The 19365-nt window shown below is 62.4% G+C and carries 17 protein-coding genes; all 17 read left to right on the top strand.

Features of this window, described 5'->3' with window-relative positions; translation table 11 throughout:
* Positions 1-2: 2 nt before the first annotated feature.
* Positions 3-1226 (top strand): type II secretion system F family protein, encoded by a 1224-nt coding sequence (locus ACW5W7_RS18990; protein WP_456502714.1) that lies wholly within the window; start codon positions 3-5, stop codon positions 1224-1226.
* 61 nt (positions 1227-1287) lie between these two features.
* A complete protein-coding gene (locus ACW5W7_RS18985) occupies positions 1288-1749 on the top strand; it encodes a hypothetical protein (RefSeq protein WP_456502713.1) in 462 nt (153 codons plus the stop codon).
* Between the two features lie 74 nt (positions 1750-1823).
* Positions 1824-2483 carry a type II secretion system protein gene (locus tag ACW5W7_RS18980; protein WP_349920704.1) on the top strand — a complete coding sequence of 220 codons (660 nt, stop codon included), beginning with the start codon at positions 1824-1826 and terminating at the stop codon, positions 2481-2483.
* Between the two features lie 18 nt (positions 2484-2501).
* Positions 2502-2945, top strand: a complete 444-nt coding sequence (locus ACW5W7_RS18975) for a prepilin-type N-terminal cleavage/methylation domain-containing protein (RefSeq protein WP_456502712.1) — start codon at positions 2502-2504, stop codon at positions 2943-2945.
* A 62-nt stretch (positions 2946-3007) separates the two neighbouring features.
* Positions 3008-3487: a pilus assembly FimT family protein gene (locus tag ACW5W7_RS18970; protein ID WP_456502711.1), complete on the top strand. Its 480-nt coding sequence runs from the start codon at positions 3008-3010 to the stop codon at positions 3485-3487.
* Entirely contained in the window at positions 3474-4091 is a 618-nt protein-coding gene (locus ACW5W7_RS18965; protein WP_456502710.1) for a type IV pilus modification PilV family protein, read from the top strand. The genes ACW5W7_RS18970 and ACW5W7_RS18965 overlap by 14 nt, the downstream gene beginning before the upstream one ends.
* Positions 4091-4870 (top strand): PilW family protein, encoded by a 780-nt coding sequence (locus tag ACW5W7_RS18960; protein WP_456502709.1) that lies wholly within the window; start codon positions 4091-4093, stop codon positions 4868-4870. The genes ACW5W7_RS18965 and ACW5W7_RS18960 overlap by 1 nt, the downstream gene beginning before the upstream one ends.
* Before the next feature lie 37 nt (positions 4871-4907).
* Entirely contained in the window at positions 4908-5321 is a 414-nt protein-coding gene (locus tag ACW5W7_RS18955; protein WP_456502743.1) for an MSHA biogenesis protein MshP, read from the top strand.
* On the top strand, positions 5318-9103 hold the full coding sequence (locus ACW5W7_RS18950) for a DUF6701 domain-containing protein (protein WP_456502708.1): 3786 nt from the start codon (positions 5318-5320) through the stop codon (positions 9101-9103). The genes ACW5W7_RS18955 and ACW5W7_RS18950 overlap by 4 nt, the downstream gene beginning before the upstream one ends.
* A gap of 216 nt (positions 9104-9319) precedes the next feature.
* On the top strand, positions 9320-10360 hold the full coding sequence (locus ACW5W7_RS18945; protein WP_005308111.1) for a rod shape-determining protein: 1041 nt from the start codon (positions 9320-9322) through the stop codon (positions 10358-10360).
* A gap of 41 nt (positions 10361-10401) precedes the next feature.
* Positions 10402-11310 carry a rod shape-determining protein MreC gene (gene mreC, locus ACW5W7_RS18940; RefSeq protein WP_349920711.1) on the top strand — a complete coding sequence of 303 codons (909 nt, stop codon included), beginning with the start codon at positions 10402-10404 and terminating at the stop codon, positions 11308-11310.
* Positions 11310-11795 (top strand): rod shape-determining protein MreD, encoded by a 486-nt coding sequence (gene mreD, locus ACW5W7_RS18935; RefSeq protein WP_332503961.1) that lies wholly within the window; start codon positions 11310-11312, stop codon positions 11793-11795. The genes mreC and mreD overlap by 1 nt, the downstream gene beginning before the upstream one ends.
* A gap of 52 nt (positions 11796-11847) precedes the next feature.
* Positions 11848-12435, top strand: coding sequence for a Maf family nucleotide pyrophosphatase (locus ACW5W7_RS18930; protein WP_434665221.1), 588 nt, complete (start codon positions 11848-11850; stop codon positions 12433-12435).
* Positions 12436-12527: 92 nt separating this feature from the next.
* On the top strand, positions 12528-13997 hold the full coding sequence (gene rng / locus ACW5W7_RS18925) for a ribonuclease G (RefSeq protein ID WP_349920713.1): 1470 nt from the start codon (positions 12528-12530) through the stop codon (positions 13995-13997).
* A complete protein-coding gene (locus ACW5W7_RS18920) occupies positions 13998-17894 on the top strand; it encodes a YhdP family protein (RefSeq protein ID WP_456502707.1) in 3897 nt (1298 codons plus the stop codon).
* Positions 17895-18020: 126 nt separating this feature from the next.
* Positions 18021-18827: a carbon-nitrogen hydrolase family protein gene (locus ACW5W7_RS18915; RefSeq protein ID WP_456502706.1), complete on the top strand. Its 807-nt coding sequence runs from the start codon at positions 18021-18023 to the stop codon at positions 18825-18827.
* Positions 18828-19028: 201 nt separating this feature from the next.
* Positions 19029-19365 (top strand): PmbA/TldA family metallopeptidase (locus ACW5W7_RS18910; protein WP_456502705.1); only part of this gene is annotated, 337 nt, incomplete at its 3' end.

The following is a 19365-nucleotide window of genomic DNA, read 5'->3' as shown; positions in this document are numbered from 1 at the left end:
CCATGAGCAGCTTCAACTACAAGGGACGCGACAGTCAGGGCAATGCCGTCAGCGGCAGCCTGGAGGCGGCGAGCGAGATGGCGGCCGCCGAGCAGCTGATGCACCGTGGCGTGATGCCGACCGAGCTCAAACCCGGCAGGGCGAAATCCGCCAGCATCGACTGGTCCCTGCTGCTGGAGGGCAGCGTCAAGCTCGAAGAGCTGGTGGTGTTCAGTCGCCAGATGTACGCCCTGACCCGGGCCGGCATCCCCATACTGCGGGCCATCGCCGGGCTGGAGGATAGCACCCACAGCAAGCCGCTGAAGCGGGCGCTGCACGCGCTGGGGGAAGATCTCGGCAACGGACGCCCCCTGTCGAGCGCCATGCAATCCCATCCCAAGGTGTTCAGCAGCCTGTTTGTCTCCATCATCCACGTGGGGGAGAACACGGGTCAGCTGGAAGAGGCCTTCCTGCAGCTCGCCAACTATTTCGATCTGGAGCTGGAGACCCGCAAGCGGATCAAGACCGCCATGCGCTATCCCAGCTTCGTGATGGCTGCCATCGCCATCGCCATGGTGATCCTCAACATCATGGTGATCCCGGTGTTTGCCGGCATGTTTGCCAAGTTCGGGGTGGAGCTGCCGCTGGCGACCCGGATCCTGCTCGCTACCTCCCACTTCTTCGTTCACTACTGGTGGCTGCTGCTCGCCATCCTAGCGGGTGCCGTCATCGGCTGGCGGCGCTGGGTCGCCACGACCCGGGGCAAGCTGACCTGGCACAGGTGGCAGCTGCGCCTGCCCATCGTCGGCACCATCATAGAGCGCTCCCTGCTGGCGCGCTTCGCCCGCAGTTTCTCCATGATGCTCAAGGCCGGGGTGCCGCTGAACCAGGCGCTGACCCTGGTGGCGGATGCGGTGGACAACGCCTGGATGGCGGACCGGATCCGCGACATGCGTGCCGGGATCGAGCGGGGGGAAAGCCTGCTGCGCATCGCAGGTGGCAGCGGCCTGTTTACCCCATTGGTGATGCAGATGATCGCGGTGGGGGAGGAGACGGGCCAGGTGGACGATCTGCTGCACGAGGCGGCGGAATACTACGAGCGGGAGGTGGACTACGACCTCAAGAGTCTCACCGCCCGCATCGAACCCATCCTGATCGGCATCGTCGCCGTCATGGTGCTGGTGCTGGCGCTCGGTATCTTCACGCCCATGTGGGACATGATGCGGGCGGTGCGTGGTCAGTCATGAGTTGCCTGCGTAGCGAACATCTTCGCGGTTTTAAGGGTGGTCAAGGTCGGTAGGAGCAGGGATGAGCAGACAGTCCGAACAGGATGAGCGCTGGCTGGGAGGGTATCGGCGGATGGCCGCCGTGATCCTGCTGTTGGTCATCATCGCCACCCTGGCCATGAGCTATCGCAGCCACCGGGAACAGGCGCTGGCGGTGAGCGTGACGCTGCTGGGGGAGCAATTTGCTGAGCGAGTCCAGCGTCTGCACGGGCGCTGGCTCGATGAGCGGCGGCCCGAGGTGCTGCATGCCGAGGGGGTCGCCTGGCAGTTCGATGAGCGGGGCTGGCCCCTCGGGGTATTGCCGTTGCAATCCCCATCTGATGATTGTCGTCAGCTGTGGTTGACCCTGATCGGTGATGGGGGGCAGAACCTGCCGCCGCTGGAAGCCCTGGTCAGCCGGGATGGGGGAGGCTGTGAGTACGGCTGGGAAGCCCAACGGCTGCACTACCGGTTCGGGGATGGGCGGGTGCAACTGCTGCCCTGAGCCAGATGACACTTAACCTGTGACATGATTTTTTTCTAACCGCATGAAATAATGCGGACAATGACGGAGGCAGCATGGCAGCAACAAGAGTGATATCCGGCCGCGGACCCGGCCAGATGGCGGGTTTTTCCCTGATCGAACTGGTGATCGTCATCGTGATCCTGGGGATCCTGGCGGTCACCGCATTGCCCCGTTTCCTCGACGTCACCGACGAGGCGAAGAAGGCCAGCGTGGAGGGGGTATCCGGCGGTTTCGCGACCGGGGTGTCGCTGGTGCGGGCCCAGTGGGAAGCGGAAGGACGCGCCAAGCAGGACGGTCTCAATACCGTACTCTACGACGGGTCGCGTTTCTATTTGACGACGCCAACCGACACTCAGGTCAATAACGGCGAGCTCTCCCCGGGGTATCCTATGGACACGTCTGCGAGCGGCAATGCCGATGTAAATCCGGCCAATCTGACGGCCCAGCGCTGTCTCTATATTTGGGAGGGATTGCTGCAAAATCCTCCCAAGGCGACTGCCAGCTTCGATGAAGTGCGCGGTAGCGGCAATGACCTGAAGTTTTATGCAACGGTGAGCAGCAACGGACTGGATTCGGTTTGCCGTTACTATCTGGTCAACAGCCTGAGCAAAGGCAGTGATGGACGCTATCAAGACCCGCAAGGGAGCACGAGTGAGTTCATGAGTTTCAGTTATCGCCCGGCCTCCGGCCAGGTCATTACCAATATCAATTGATAAACCGAGGAAAATGTAATGAAAAAGCAGGCGGGTTTTACCCTGATCGAACTGGTGATCGTGATCATCATCCTGGGCATTCTGGCGGTCACCGCCGCGCCCAAGTTCCTGAATCTGCAGGATGATGCGCGTCTGGCTGCAGCTAATGGTGTGAAAGCATCCCTTCAGAGTTCTTCTCAACTGGTATATAGCAAGGCTGCTATTCAGGGTATTGAAAGCTCCTCAGGTGCTGTCTCTGTAGCTGGCCAAACTATCGACACACGTTTTGGTTACCCTGTAAATGCTGATGCTGCTAAAACAGTCGCACTGGATGGTTGGAGTGAAGTGTCTGGTACTCCGGGGACCTTCAAACCGAGTAACGAACCAAACAGCAAGTGCGAAGTGAAGTATGACAATGAAGGTGCGATCGTGAATTCTGGCGATGTGCCTAGCATTACTGTAAATGATGAGTGCGGAAAATAACGTATTCATTATTGGAGAACGCGAGGCTCTGAGCCTCGCTTCTTTTTTCTACTGAGGTTGCGATGACAATAAGTCGTGGTTTCACCCTGATAGAACTGGTGATAGTGATCCTGTTACTCGGGATTCTGGCCGCCTTTGCCGTGCCCAAATGGCTGGGCAAAGGCGGCTTTGAAACCCATACCCTGCGCGATGAACTGGTGGCCCGGCTGCGGCTGGTGCAGACCATGAACATGCAGGAAGGGCCGGCGCGTTGCACCCAGCTGGTAGTCGAAGCGAAGCACTTCGGCCATCTGACCCAGCTTGGTAACTGTACCCCCAAGGCCATCTCGGGCTGGGGGCAGAATGAGCAGGTCCGGGGGCGAGTGGTCAAGGCCTCCGGCAGTATCTCCCTGCCTCAGGGCAGCTTTTCTTTCGACAAGCGCAGCGGTCGCCCCCTATCCCCGTCAGCCTGCATCAGCGGTTGTAACCTGATGGTGAGCGATGGTGGGGAGAGTGCCCGTCTGCGTATCGAGCCCGAAGGCTATATTCATGCCCTTCCCTAATGCCCGCCGCGGCTTCACCCTGATCGAGTTTATCGTCGGTATCGTGCTGCTGGCGGTGGCGCTCACCGGCATCCTGGGGCTGCTTGTCAACCAGGCCCCCCAGGCGGTGGATCCAGTGCAGCAGGTGCGGGCCGCCCAGCTGGCCCAGCGACTCTTCAGCGAGGTGCTGGAGAAGTCCTTCGATGAGCATTCCGATCACAATGGCGGGCGTTTTCGCTGCGGCGAGACGGCCGGAAGCCCGGCGGTGGCCTACCCGGCCTGCACCGACAGCACCAGCTATAGCCCGGACAGTGGCGAGACGCGTCCCTACCAGTTCAATGACGTGGATGATTACCAGACCAGCGCCATCTGCGCCAAGGGGTTGGCCAGCTGCGACGGCGGCTGGGTGCCGGCCAATTTCTTCGGTGCCAGGAGTGGTGCTGGTCTGGATGCGAGCGAGTATCGCCAGTTCGGGATCCGGATCCGGGTGAGCGGGGCAGATTTGACCAAGAATGACTTGTCCACTTGCAGCGGCCCCTGCTTCACCGGCAAGCGCGTCGAGCTGTGGGTACGGCTGCCGGATCGCAGCGAACTGGCCTTTACCCTCTATCGGGGGAACTACTGATGCGGACGGCGCGGGGTTTCACTCTGGTGGAGCTGGTCATGGTGATCCTGCTGCTCGGGGTCATGGCGACCTTCACCAGCCAGTTTATTGGCATCGGCACCCAGATTTACGGGGATGCCAGCAGCCGCGAGCAGCTGATGAGTGATGCCCGCTTCGCCATGGAGCGGCTCAACCGCGAGCTGCGCGATGCGGTGCCCGGCTCTGTGCGCGTGGAGGACGCCGCTGGCGGCTTGAAGGAGCAGGGGCCTTGCCTGCGCTTCTGGCCCATCGCCACCACCAGTCGCTATCTGGGGCCGGCGGCGATCACGGCCCTCAACATTGTCACACCCGCTAAATTGCCTGCCAAAAATGACCTGGCCATCATCTATCCACTGCCTGATGCCACGATTGGCAACACCAATACGCTGGATGTTGGTTGTTTGCAGGGGCGTTGCACTGCCAGGGTGACTGCCGTGGGGAGCCCTGCCTCAGGGGCCTTGTCGCTGACCCTGGCGGCCGCTGTTACCAAGGATTCCCCGGGCCAGCGCATCTATTTTGCCAACCAGCAGGTACGTTATTGCGTGGTGGGCACGACCCTGACCCGGGCCAGCGCCGCCATCGGCACTGGCGCCCTCTGGAGCACCCCGGCCCTGATGGCCGAGCATATCCGACCGACCAGCTACTTCTATCGGGATCCCGCCGCCTTCAATCAGAGCGAAGTGGGGCTCGGGATTGTGTTTGAGCAGCGCGGCGAGAGCGTCAGCTTCAACCACAAGCTGGAGGTGCTCAATGTCCCTTAAACTCGCCTCTGTCAAGCATCAGCGAGGCAGCGCCATCATGATCGCGCTCTTTGTCATCGTCATCATGGCCCTGCTGGCGGCGACCATGGGCCGCTTCCTGGTGGACAGCGCTGAGAAGCACACGGCGGAGGTGCGCGGAGTGCGGGCCCTGATGGCGGCCCAGAGCGGGCTGGAAATTGCCCTCTATCGACTCTATCCCAACGGCCAGTGGCAAGGACAGCAATGCGCCGCCAGCACCAGTCTCAGTTTCACCGATGCGGGACTGACGGGCTGTCAGGCCATCGTCACCTGCAACAAGGTGTCGGTGAGTGCCGCTGGCGCCACCCAGACAGCCTATGACTTCAGCAGCGAGGGGCGCTGCGGCGACCCGGGAACCAACAGCGGCCCGAATCCGGACTTTGCCGTCAGCCGCACTCTGGTGGCACAAGCCTTCGATGGAGTGAACCCATGATCCGCCGCCTCTGTGCCGTCATTGTCTTGTTGTTGGTTGGTTTGCCTGCCCAGGCCGCGCTGGACTGCAACAGCATCTTCCCTGGCCCCATCCAGAGTCACGATTCGGCGGGCACCCTTTACATGCAGTCCGGTGCCCGGGTGGAGAATTACAATGGCCTGGAGGTCTGTTTCAGGCAGGTCACCGGTTACGACAATGAGATGAGCACGCAGGCCTGTGGGGCGGGCAAGTGTCAGATCACCGGTGTGGCCAGCTTGAAGCAGACCCGGCCCACCTTTCCGGGGACGACGGATTCCGCAAGCTATACGGTTGCCAACTGGACCACCCCCACCGTCGTACTGGGAACAACCCCCAATTACGGCAAGGCCGCCAGCAGCAGTCGCTGGGACCTGGGCAGCCTGATGATCGACGGTTCAACCGGTTCTAGCGGGGCTGGCAATGTCAGCTTCTCGGACAGTTACAGCACCTATGTCATCAAGAGCCTGACCATGCAAAACGGCGGCGTCATGACGTTGACCGCAGGCAAGACCTATATCATCGAAGGGGATCTGACCCTGACCGGGGGCAGCTTCATCAAGCTGGTCGGCAGCGGGACGACCTCGTTTTATGTCAAGGGCAGCATCGCAGCTCACAACGACTCGCAACTGCAGACAGGTTCCGGTTTCAAGGCCTATGTGGTCGGCAACATCACGCTCACCGGTAGCGACCAGCTGGCAGGCACCTACTATGCAGAAGGGGATGCCACCTTCGAGAATCAGGTGGTCTTGCGTGGCCAGTTGAGTGCCAAGAACGTCAATCTGAAGGGGAACAGCAAGGTCATCTATGACGGCGGGGAGCCTCTGCTCGCCTGCTTCAACGACGACTTCTCCGCCAGTTCTCTCAGCAACAACTGGGTCGTGGCTCGTAGCAGCGGCAACTTCACGCCCTCCATCGTCAATGGCCGCCTCGGCATGACCCAGGCCAGTACCTACCAGGCCACGTCGACGACCTATCAGCGACTGTTCCCCGCCGCTAACAACCTGGTGACCATTGAGTTCGACCACTACGCCTATGGCGGCAACGGAGCGGATGGCATGGCGGTGGTGCTCTCGGACGCCAAGATAACGCCCCAGCCAGGGGCCGCGGGCGGGCCGCTGGGCTATGGCTTCACGGCGGGCAACAACGGCTTTGCCGGCGGCTGGCTCGGGGTGGGGATAGACGAGTATGGCAACTTCTCCGGCGAAGGCGGGGCGACCAACAAGGGACGGCGCAAACAGTCCGTGGCGGTGCGGGGATCGGGTTCGGGCACCAGCGGTTACAACTACCTCAGGGGTACCTGCAACAACGGCAGTACCAGCACCAGTGGCAACTGCCTCTCGCCGACCGTAGACAGCGGCTCGGACGGCAACCGCCCCCATCGTTACCGCCTGACCGTGGATTCCCGTACCAGTGGCCAGTCTCTGGTCAAGGTGGAACGCAACACCGGCAGCGGCTACAGCACCCTGATCGACAGTTTCAATGCGCTCAGCCAAAGCGGTCAGGCGGCGATCCCGGAGAACTTCCTGCTCTCCATGACGGGATCTACCGGTGCCGCGACCAACGCGCACCAGATAGACAACTTCCAGGTCTGCGCCCTCAACTCCAGTCCGGTGGGGAACCAGATCGATCACTTCGAGTTCGAGCACAGCGGCAATGCCCTGACCTGCAACCCGGAAACCCTGACCATACGCGCCTGTGCCAACGCCAGTTGCAGCCAGCTGGTCACTGAGCAGGTCAGCGCCACCCTGACGCCGCTTAAAAATGGCAGCAACGGCTGGGTGGCCAGCAACCAGGTGAGCTATAGCGGCAACACAGCTACCGTGACTTTCAGCGGCGGCACCACCACCTTGCAGCTTCGCAACAATCTGGCGAACGCCATGACGGTGGGGGTGAGTGGCTCGACGCCCTCCACCAAACCACTCAGTACCACTCTCTGCCGGTCGGGCAGCGGGGCCCTGAGTGCCGCTGCCTGTACCCTCAGCTTTGCCGAGAGTGGCTTCCTGTTCGATGTGCCTACCGATGTGCCGGATACCGATGCGCTGGACACCATTGCCAACAAGCCCCAACGGGTGGTGATGAAGGCGGTCCGGAAGGACAACGTGACCCAGCAGTGTGTGCCGAGTTTCGCCAGCGTGAGCAAGCCGATCAGCTTCTGGAGCGACTATGTCAGCCCGGCGAACAACCTCTTCGGCAGCAAGGTAACGGTCAACGGCAGCGCCATTGCCACCTCGCAGGGGGTGGCGGTGACCAGCAATTTGAGCTTCGATGCCAAGGGTGAGACCACGCTGACGGTGAATTACCCGGATGCGGGCCAGATGCGGCTCAATGCCCGCCATGATGGCAGCGGGGATACCGCAGGTTTGGTGATGACGGGCTCGGGTCTCTTTGTCAGCCGCCCGGCCGGGCTCTGCATCACTCCTACCCAGGGGGCCTGCACGGCGGGGAATGCCAGCTGCCCTGTGTTCAGGAAGACGGGGGAAGAGTTCTCGCTGACCATAGCAGCCGTGGCCTGGCAGGCCGATAACGATACCGATTTCTGCAGCGGCAACTTGACGACCCCGAACTTCGCCTTGGCCAATATTGCCCTCGGCAGCCAGCTGGTGGCCCCCAAGTCCGGTGTCGAGGCGGCGGTCAGCAAGCTGAGTTATGACCATTCCAACGCGAAAGGCAGCAACAACCTCAACACCGTCACCCAGTCGGTGAACGAGGTTGGGGTTTTCCGGATGACTGCAACGCCACAGATCTCAGGTTACTTTGGCTACACCATACCCGCCGCCAGTAGCGTGCCGATGGGGCGCTTCGTGCCCTGGGACTTCAACATGGTGAGCGGCACTGTCACCCCGGCCTGCGGCGGCTTTAGCTATATGAGCCAGCCGTTTGGGGTGCAGACGACGGTACAGGCGCGCAACAAGGAAGGAGGGGTGACCCAGAACTACCGGGATGCCTTCGCCAAGGGGGTGGTTTCCCTGGTGGCCTCCAACAACCGAGATGGGGTCGACAGATCCAACCGGCTGGATCCCCTGAGCCAAAACTGGGTGAGCGGGCAGAGCCGCTTCGATGGCCAGAGCCGTTTCGTGCGCCTGCGTGAACTCTCTCCGAGCCTGACCGCGCCGGAGGAGCCACTGCGGCTGCTGCGGCTGGGGCTCAAGGTAGGGGATGGTGAGGCCAGCGAGACCAGCTTCCTCGCCAACCGCGACATGAACCCGGCCGTCAGTGGTAGCTGCCAGAGCGGGGTGAACTGCACCGCCAGGCAGCTCTCCATTCCGAAGGGATCGGACGATACCATGATCGCCTACTATGGCCGGCTGCTTGCCAGCACCCGTCAGGGGGTCGACAGCGCCCCGCTGGCGCTGCCCCTGCAGGTGCAGTATTTCGAAGGGGGCCTGTGGCGAGCCAATTCGCAAGATATCTGTACCCAGATCTCCCTGGCGGGTGGCGGCATCGTCTTTACCGATGCGGAGCAACGCTATGACGCCGCGACGGGGGATCTGATCCTCAAAGACGGTACCCGCATTCGCCTTGGTCTCGGCAATGTGGCACCGGGTGGCACTCAGGCCGGTTTCGACGCAGGCGAGACCCGGTTCCACTTCGCGCCGCCCAATCAGGCGGTGCGCATTCCCTATCGGATCGTGCTGGAGCAACAGCCATCCCAACCCGTCTGGTTGGCGGATCCCGCTACGGCGGATCATCTGCAGGGGGAGGCGATTTTTGGTCGGGATCGGGGCAATGATCGGATTATTTATCGCCGCGAAGTGATGCCCTGATAGGACGGGTCTGACGGGGAATGAGGCTGTTTGATATTGAGTGACGACTTATCTCCTTGTTTCTTAGTCTTTGTCGGCCTGTGCGGGTGAGTGATGACTCGCATTTTTGTCGCGCCTGATTGATTGGCGACAGTTTGAGCGCTTGCCGATTGGGGTGGGCATTGGTAAAGTTAGCCGGTTTTCTGCACCTCCAAATTCTTAGGATTTCCCGTAGCCATGTTCAAAAAGCTCAGAGGCGTCTTTTCCAACGATCTGTCGATCGACTTGGGAACTGCCAACACCCTGATCTACGTAAAAGATCAAGGGATCGTCCTTAACGAACCCTCAGTTGTCGCCATTCGCCAAGAGCGCGGGAACGCCAAATCGGTCGCTGCTGTCGGTCATGCCGCCAAGCAGATGCTGGGTCGTACCCCTGGTAACATCTCCGCCATTCGTCCGATGAAAGACGGCGTCATCGCCGATTTCTACGTGACCGAGAAGATGCTGCAGCACTTCATCAAGCAGGTTCACGACAACAACTATTTCCGTCCGAGCCCCCGTGTGCTGGTATGCGTTCCCTGCGGTTCCACACAGGTTGAGCGTCGTGCCATCAAGGAGTCCGCACTGGGTGCCGGCGCCCGCGAGGTGTACCTGATCGACGAGCCCATGGCCGCCGCCATCGGTGCCGGCCTGCCGGTCTCCGAAGCGACCGGTTCCATGGTGGTGGACATCGGTGGTGGTACCACCGAAGTGGCCATCATCTCCCTGAACGGTGTGGTCTACTCCCAGTCCGTGCGTATCGGTGGTGACAAGTTCGACGAAGCCATCATCAGCTACGTGCGCCGCAACTATGGCAGCCTGATCGGGGAAGCCACCGCCGAGCGCATCAAGCACGAGATCGGCTCCGCCTATCCGGGCGAAGAGGTGCGCGAGATCGAAGTGCGTGGTCGCAACCTGGCCGAAGGGGTGCCGCGCAGCTTCACCCTGAACTCCAACGAGATCCTGGAAGCACTGCAAGAGCCGCTGTCCGGTATCGTCTCCGCCGTCATGGTGGCGCTGGAGCAGTCCCCGCCCGAGCTGGCCTCCGACATCTCCGAGCGCGGCATGGTGCTGACCGGTGGTGGCGCCCTGCTCAAAGATATCGACCGTCTGCTGATGGAAGAGACCGGCATCCCGGTCGTCGTGGCTGAGGATCCGCTCACCTGTGTCGCCCGTGGCGGTGGCAAGGCGCTGGAGCTGATCGATATGCACGGTGGCGATCTGTTCCACTACGAATAAGACCCAAAGCCGGCCGAGCGCCGGCTCTTTTTTGACGACTCATGAAACCCATCTTTGGTAGAGGCCCTTCGCTTCAGTTACGGTTGTTTCTCGCCGTCATCATCTCGGTTGCTGCCATCGTCGCGGATTCCCGCTTCGGTGTGTTCACGCACGTCCGCGTCTATCTGAGCTCCCTCGTCAGTCCGCTGCAATACATTGCCAACGCGCCAGGTACCCTGCTCGACACCATGTCGACCCAGGTGCAGACCCGCTCCAGCCTGATCGAACAGACCAAGCTGCAGGAGCAGCAGCTGTTTACCCTGCGTTCCCGTCTGCTCAAGCTGGATCAGCTGGAGCACGAGAACCAGCGCCTGCGTGAATTGCTGGGTTCGCCGGTGCACAAGGAGTCTCGCAAGATGGTGGCCGAGCTGCTGTCGGTGGATTCCGACCCCTTCAGCCATCAGGTGCTGATCAACAAGGGGGCGCTGGATGGCGTCTACAACGGCCAGCCGGTGATCAACGATCAGGGGGTGGTCGGCCAGGTGCTGCACGTGGGTTCCACCACCAGCCGGGTGCTGCTTATCACCGACTCCAGCCACGGCATTCCGGTGCGGGTGCTGCGCAACGACCTGCGCGCCATCGCCTCCGGCAGTGGTGAGCTGGACAAGCTGGAGCTGCGCAATCTGCCGCGCAACACCGACGTGCAGGTGGGGGATCTGCTGGTCACCTCGGGCCTCGGCGGCCGTTTCCCGGAAGGCTATCCGGTGGCGACTGTGACCCGATCCGACTATGTGGAGGGCAAACCCTTCGCCCAGATCGAGGCCAAGCCGCTGGTGGCACTGGACAGGCTGCGTTATCTGCTGCTGCTGTGGACCGACAAGAAGCCGGAAGTCCGTGACAACGAGGCGCTGGATGCACCCGCGGCAGCGTCTGCTGCCTCGGCCACCTCGGCGGCGGGGGCGACCCGCTGATGCTGCAACCTGCCAGCGGCAGGATCTGGATCTGGGTCTCGATCCTGCTGGCCCTGTGCCTCTCCATCCTGCCGCTTCCTTTTCAGTTCGAGCCCTTCCGGCCGGATTGGCTCGCCATGGTGCTCATCTACTGGGCACTGGCGTTACCCCACAGAACCAACGTCGGCACCGCCTGGGTAGCCGGTCTGCTGCTGGATGTGCTGCTTGGCAGCACGCTCGGGGTGCGCGCCATGGCCATGGCCATCACCACCTATCTGGCGGCCTTCCAGTTCCAGAAGATCCGTAACTTCTCCCTCTGGCAGCAGGCGCTGATCATCGGTCTGCTCTCCCTGGTGGGGAAGATCACCGTGTTCTGGGCCGAACACCTGTTCAGCCGCGCCAGCCTCAACTTCGCCTATTTTTGGTCGACGTTGACGACGATGCTAATATGGCCCTGGATCTTTATGGTCTTGCGCAAGGTGCGCCGTCACTTCAATATCAAGTGAATGTGAGCAAAAACAATAAATTGTAACCGTACCTCATCTCATCTAAGCGAATATGAACAAGCACAACGAACTGCAACTCTATCTCGCCTCGGGTTCCCCCCGCCGGCACGAACTGCTGACCCAGCTGGGCTACCGCTTCGAGGTGCTCAGGCTGGATGTGCCCGAGCAGCGTGGCGAGGGTGAGAAACCCCAGGACTACGTCTGCCGTCTGGCCCGTGACAAGGCGATGGCCGGTGTGGCGGCGGCACCGACGGCGCTGCCCGTGCTCGGCGCTGACACCATAGTGGTGCTGGGGGAGCGGGTGCTTGAGAAGCCGTCCGATCTGCTCGATGCCAAGGATATGCTGGAGGCACTCTCCGGCCGGGTCCATCAGGTGATGACGGCGGTGGCGCTGGCCACCCCGGAGCGCTGCGACGTGCGGCTGGTCACCACCAATGTGGCGTTTCGCAAGCTGGATGAGGCCGAGATCGAGGCCTATTGGCGCACCGGTGAGCCCTGCGACAAGGCCGGCGCTTACGCCATTCAGGGCATTGCCGGCAAGTTTGTCAGTCGGATCGAGGGGAGCTACAGCGCCGTGGTCGGCCTGCCCCTGCTGGAGACGGATCTGCTGATCCGCCAGCAGCTCGAACAGGGTCGATAACCCGTCCAGCGACGCCTGCTGCGTTACCACTTGCGTGCATTCATGTGCCAGATGGCCAGCCAGAATTCAAAACTAGAAAGGCAAGGTAACTTATGTCAGTAGAACTGCTGGTGAACGTCACCCCCTCGGAGACCCGGGTTGCCCTGGTCGAGAACGGCCTGCTGCAGGAAGTGCATGTGGAGCGCCAGGCCAAGCGCGGCATCGTGGGCAACATCTACAAGGGCAAGATCAGCCGGGTGCTGCCCGGCATGCAGGCCGCCTTCGTCGACATCGGGATGGACAAGGCCGCCTTCTTGCACGCCTCCGATATCGTGCCCCACACCGAGTGCGTGGCGATCAAGGAGAAGGAGCAGTTCCAGGCCGGCAACATCGCCGAACTGGTGCGCCAGGGGCAGGACATCATGGTGCAGGTGGTCAAAGATCCCCTGGGCACCAAGGGTGCCCGCCTCACCACCGACATTACCCTGCCGTCCCGTTATCTCGTCTTCATGCCGGGCAGCGCCCACGTCGGCGTATCCCAGCGCATCGAGTCGGAAGCCGAGCGTGAGCGGTTGAAGCGCACCGTGGCCGGCTACGTGGACGATCTCGGTGGCTACATCATCCGCACCGCCGCCGAAGGGGTGGGGGAGCAGGAGCTGGAGCAGGACGCCGCCTTCTTGAAGCGCCTGTGGCGCAAGATCCTGGAGCGCAAACAGAAGTATCCCCCCTGCAAGATCCTCTACGAAGATCCCAGTCTGGCGTTTCGGGTGGTGCGTGATTTCGTCGGTACCGAGCTCGACAAGATCCGGGTCGATTCGCGCCAGAGCTTCGATCAGCTCAAGCGCTTCACCGAGGAGTACGTGCCGGAGCTCGCCGGCAAGCTGGAGTATTATCTCGGCGACTCCCCCATCTTCGATCTCTACGACGTGGAGAACGAGATCCAGCGTGCGCTGGAGCGCAAGGTGGAGCTGAAATCCGGTGGCTACCTCATCATCGATCAGACCGAAGCCATGACCACGGTGGACATCAACACCGGCGCCTTCGTCGGCCATCGCAATCTGGAAGAGACCATCTTCAACACCAACGTCGAGGCGACGGCCGCCATTGCCCGCCACCTGCGGCTGCGCAATCTCGGTGGCATCATCATCATCGATTTCATCGACATGCAGTCCGAGGATCACCGCCGTCGGGTACTGCACAGCCTGGAGCTGGCGCTCGCCAAAGACAGGGCCAAGACTAACGTCAATGGCTTCTCCCAGCTTGGCCTGGTGGAGATGACCCGCAAGCGCACCCGCGAGAGCCTGGAGCATGTACTCTGCTCCGAGTGTCCCGAGTGCAAGGGGCGTGGTCGTGTCAAGACGGTGGAGTCGGTCTGCTTCGAGATCCTGCGGGAGATCATCCGCGTCAACCGCGCCTACGATGCGGATCAGTTCACCGTCTATGCGGCACCGTCCGTGGCGGATTACCTGCGAGGGGAGGAGTCCCACAGTCTGGCCGAGCTGGAAGTCTTCATCGGCAAACAGGTCAGGGTGGTGAGTGAACCGCTCTGTGGGCAGGAACAATTCGATGTGGTGATGATGTAATTGGTCTATCGCTGGTTGAGTCGGGGCTGGTTAGCCCTCGGGGTCTTCTTCGTGCTGCTGGCCATCCTGGTCAGTGTGGTGCGTCTTGGCGGCCCCTTGCTCAACCAGCACAGACAGGCACTCATTGCGACCCTGACCGGCAACAGCCAGCTCGACATCAGCGTCGAGCATGTCGGCCTGGACTGGACCCAGCGCGGGCCCGCCATCGAGCTGCAAGGGCTCGCCATCTCCCCGGACTCCGGCCGCTTCTCCGTTCGCCTTGGCAAGGTCTGGGCCCACCTCGACTTCTGGCGCTCCCTCAACGAATGGAAACCCGTCTTTGGCCAGCTGATGCTGAGCGATGGGGACATGGCGCTGGATCTGACCCGGCCGACGACGCCGAGTAGCGACAAGAACCCGGACCAGCAGGAGGCGCTGCTGCGTTTCCTGCTGACCCAGCTCTCCACCTTCGACATCCACGACACTCGCCTCAGCATCACCACGGCGCTGGGAGAAGTGCGAGCCCTCAACATCGCCCAGCTCCGTTGGCAGAACCGGGGCAAGCGTCATCAGGGGGTGGGCAAGGCCTACCTCATCAACGGCATCGGCGAGAGCACCATCGATCTCATCCTGGATGTGGATGCCCCCGAGGTGCGCCTCGACAGATTGAAGGGACAGCTCTACCTGGGGGCCAGCGAGCTCGATATCAGCCCCATGCTGGCCAAGATCCACGCCGGTGCGCCCAAGGTGGCCGGCCAGCTCGACTTCCAGCTCTGGAGCGAATTTGCCGGTGGTCAGCTGGGCAACTCCCTGCTGGCGTTTGGTGACAATCACCTCGTCTGGCGGGACGAGCGCAAGGGGGCTCTCCATCGCCTCGAGCTGCGCGGTGGCAAGATCCAGCTGCGCCGCGAGGGGGAGGGGTGGCAGCTCGCCAGTCACGATGTCATCTTCAAGCTCGACGGTACGACCTGGCTGCACAGCCGGCTGCAGCTCGAGCGGGTAAAGGATCGCATCCAGGGCTATGTGCCTGCCATCGATCTCAACCAGGTGGCGAGTCTGAGCCAGCTGGTCTCCGGCCTCTACCCCAAGCTGACCGAGACCCTCAAGCGTACCCAGCCCACCGGCCAGTTGCAGGAGCTGGAGCTGCAGGCGGGCGGGGATTGGCAGGGACTCTCCCTCAGCGGGCGTTTCGTCGGGCTGGGTACCCAGGCCTGGCAGGATGTTCCGGGTCTGCAGGACTTGAACGGCGAGTTCTGGCTGACACCGACGGGGGGCAGCACTCGCCTGACCCTCGGCAAGGGCGTGGTGGATCCCGCCCGCCACTTCAAGGAACCCATCCCGGTAGACAGTCTGGGGGCTCGGCTCGACTGGTGGCAGGCGCCACAGGGCTGGGTGCTCTATGGCCAGGATATCGTGCTGGACAACCCGGATCTGCATCTGGCCAGCCGCTTCCGGCTCGAGCTGTTCGAGCATCCCTTCCTCGCCCTCACCGGTCGCATCGACGTCAAGACGGCGGCCCATGCGGATCGCTACTATCCCCTGGCGGTGATGAGCGACGGTTTGGTGGACTATCTGAGCGGCGCCATCAAGGGGGGGCAGGCAAAGAGTGCAGACCTGCTCTGGTACGGGGAGTTCAGGGATTTCCCCTATGACAAGGGTCAGGGGATCTTCCAGGTGGCGGTGCCGCTCGAGAAGGCCACCTACGAATTCTTCCCCGGTTGGCAACCCCTCACCGATCTGCAGATCGACCTACTGTTCCAGAATGCGGGGTTGGACATGAACAGCCGCTCCACACGCCTCGGCAAGGCGAGCTCGGACTCGGTGCATGCCTGGATCCCGGATCTCTCCCCCGGCGCCCATCTCTACGTGGATGCCAAGGTGGCGGGCGAGGGCAAGGCCATCAGCGATTATCTGCAAGACTCCCCGCTGAAGGACTCGGTCGGACAGGCCTTGCGGGAGATCGAAATCCGTGGGCCCATGAAGGGGACCGTCAAGCTGGATATTCCCCTCGATGGCGAGGGGAAGGTGAAGGCCAGCGGGGATGCCAGCTTCCACAACAACAAGGTCAGGATTGCCACCCTGGACATGCCGCTGGAGGGGGTCGAGGGCAAGCTCGAGTATGACAACGAACACACCCGTTTCAGCAATCTCAAGGCCAGTCTCTGGAACCAGCCGCTGGCCCTGGACTATCAGGGCAAGCAGTTTCCGAATCACTATCAGGTCGACCTCAAACTCAAGGGGATCTGGGACAGCAGCCAGCAGCGCCGGGATATCCCGGCGCTCGATCTGCTCAAGGGCCGTAGTAACTGGAGCGGCACCCTGGGGCTGACCTTGCCCCATGACAAGCCGTTCAGCTTCCAGCTGGCATTGGACTCCAACCTGCAGGGTATGGGGCTGGATCTGCCGTCTCCGCTGACCAAGGCCGCCGACAGCCGGTTGCCGCTCAAGGTCACGGTACGAGGACGGGACGGCAGCGCCGACATCCGCGGCGTGCTGGGGGCTGACGTGGACATGCAAAGCCGCCTGGTGTACGGCGAGGGGACCCCTTATCTGAGCCGGGTTCGGGTGGATGTCGGCCAGCCAGGGGCCAGGGTGCTGCAAGACAAGCCCATGCTGCTTGCCATCAACCAGCAGCAGGCTGACGTGGCCGGCTGGTTGGCGCGACTCCATCAGTGGCTGCCAGAGCAGGGCCCGGGCGGCAACGCCGTGGTCGGCCCCTCCTTCCTGCCGGAAGAGTGGTGGGTGGATGGTCAGCTGGCCCGCGCCGACATCGGCAGTGCCAACCTCAAGGCGGTGCATTTTACCGTGGGGCCGGTCAGCCAGGCCACCGAGGTGATGATCGACAGCCCGGACGTGATGGGGGTGGTGCGGGTGCCGGTCACCGACAAGCAGCCCATCGATGCCAAGTTTGCCCGCATCTATTGGTCCGGCAAGGGGTCGGATCTCAGCCCCAAGGCCGATCCCCGCCAGGATCAGGCCATCATGGATGCCATCCCCTGGCTCAGCTTCAGCTGCGTGGATTGCCGTTTCGGCAAACTGCCCCTCGGGGAACTCAAAGGGGAGCTGGTCCCCGGCACCAATAGCCTGTCGCTCAAGGGACTGGAGATGAAGCTCGCTGGCAGCACCCTCAAGGGCAATGCGCAGTGGCTGTCACAATCCGGTCAGATGCAGACACGGGCCAGCGCCAGGATCAGCACCCAGAACAGCGAGCTGCTGCTCAAGCGCCTCGGCTTTACCTCCCCCATCGGCGACGCCCCGGGCAAGCTGGCGCTGGATCTGAACTGGCAGGACGTACCCTATCGCCTGAACCTGCCGACCCTGGCCGGTACGGCTGACTATCAGCTGGAAGGGGGCACATTGCGGGAGGTCAACGACAAGGGGGCGCGTCTGCTCTCCCTGCTCAGTCTGGACTCGCTGATGCGCAAGCTGCGCCTCGATTTTCGTGATGTGTTCGACAAGGGCTTCTATTTTGAGTCCATGTCCGCCTCGGCCCGGATCAAGCAGGGGGTGGCCGAGAACAAGGACTTCTACATGAAGGGGGCGGCGGGCAATCTGCGCGGGGAGGGCATCGCCGACCTGGTGCGCTGGCGCCTCGATTACGAACTGAGCTTCTCCCCCAACCTCGGCGGTACCTTGCCGGTGGTGGCGGCCTTCTCCCTGACCCCCATCACCGGGCTCTATGTGCTGGCGCTCTCCAAGCTGCTGGAACCCGTGGTGGATGTGGTGACCCGCATCGATTTTCGGGTCTCGGGCCCGCTGGACGATCCCAAACTCATCGAGGCGGGGCGGGATCGCGCCCGCATCAAGCTCAACCAGCAGCAGAAAGAGGCGGTGGATGCGGTGGCCCCCAGTCTGCCGGCGCAAGAGGTGACCCCCTTCCTGCTCAATCCCAAGCACCAGGGCTCGGGCCAGCGTTGAGCAAAGTCTCAAGGGCCGAGCATGCATTTCCCTTTCGCCAAGCCCCCAAAGCCCTCATAGTGCAATGACCCCGGCAAGCGACAGGGAGCCCCATCCCATGGCTTGCCCAACGACAAGGAGCGCGTCATGTGGTTAGCCGCCATTCAGTTGATTTCAGGCCGTCACTGGCAGGACAACCAGGCACGGATCGAAGCCGAGCTGGCAGCCTTGCCGGCGCAGCGCCCTCTGCTGGCCCTGCTGCCGGAAAACTTCGCCCTCTTTGGCGAGCGGCAGGGTTATCTGGACGGTGCCGAGTCCCTCGGTGATGGCCCCATTCAAAGACAGCTGGCCGACTGGGCCAGCACTCACGGGATCTGGCTGGTGGCTGGCGCCATGCCGACCCGGATCCCGGGTTCGAGCCATATCCACACCAGCTCGCTGGTGTTCGCCCCCGATGGGGAGTGCAAGGGGCATTACCACAAGATCCATCTGTTCGACGTGGATGTGGCGGATAACCACGGCCGATACCGGGAGTCGGAAACCTTCAGCCCGGGCCACGAGCCCGCCCTGGTGGATTCCCCCTTTGGTCCACTCGGCCTCTCTATCTGTTATGATCTGCGTTTTCCCGAGCTCTATCGCCAGCTGGCCCTCGCCGGCGCCCGGGTGTTGCTGGTGCCCGCCGCCTTCACCGCCGTGACTGGCGAGGCGCACTGGGAGCCACTGTTGCGGGCCCGCGCCATCGAGAACCAGTGTTACGTGGTGGCGGCCAATCAGGGGGGGACCCATGAGACGGGGCGCCAGACCTGGGGCCACAGCATGGTGATCGACCCCTGGGGCCGGGTGCTGGCCTGCCAGCCATCGAGCAATGCCACCGTGCTGGCGCAGATGGATGGCGGACTGGTCGAGGAGCTGAAACGCACCATGCCGGTGCTGAGTCATGCCCGGCTGCTGTGATGGGTATAAAGCGAATTGCAACGCAGCCGTCTGCCGGTACCGAGCCACGCCCGACTGCTGTGATGGATAAAGCGAATTGCAACGCAGCCGCCTGCCGGTACCGAGCCATGCCTGCGTGCGGTGATCCCCATGGGCTGATTGACCTTGTGGTCCCCATGAATGAATCGTCATGACATCTCATATCGAGATTGGAGAAGAAGATTGAGTCTATTGAGCCAGGTTAGTGCCTCCCTGTTGGCCCCGAACGATCTCGATGAGGGACGCCTGCAACAACTGCTCGGCAGCCTGATGAGCCACCAGGTGGAATTCGGTGACCTCTATTTCCAGCGCAGCTGGCACGAGTCCTGGATGCTGGAAGACGGCATCGTCAAGGATGGCAGCTACAACATCGATCAGGGGGTCGGGGTGCGCGCCGTCAGCGGCGAGAAGACCGGCTTCGCCTACTCGGACGAACTGAGCCTGCTGGCCCTGCAGCAGTCGGTCACCGCCGCGGGGGGGGGCGGCGCGGCCCGGGCGGCGGGGGCGCGGGGGGGGCCGG

The sequence above is a fragment of the Aeromonas intestinalis genome (genome assembly GCF_054052485.1).
The sequence above is the reverse complement of the archived record's forward strand: the minus strand, read 5'-3'. Positions and strand labels throughout refer to the sequence as shown.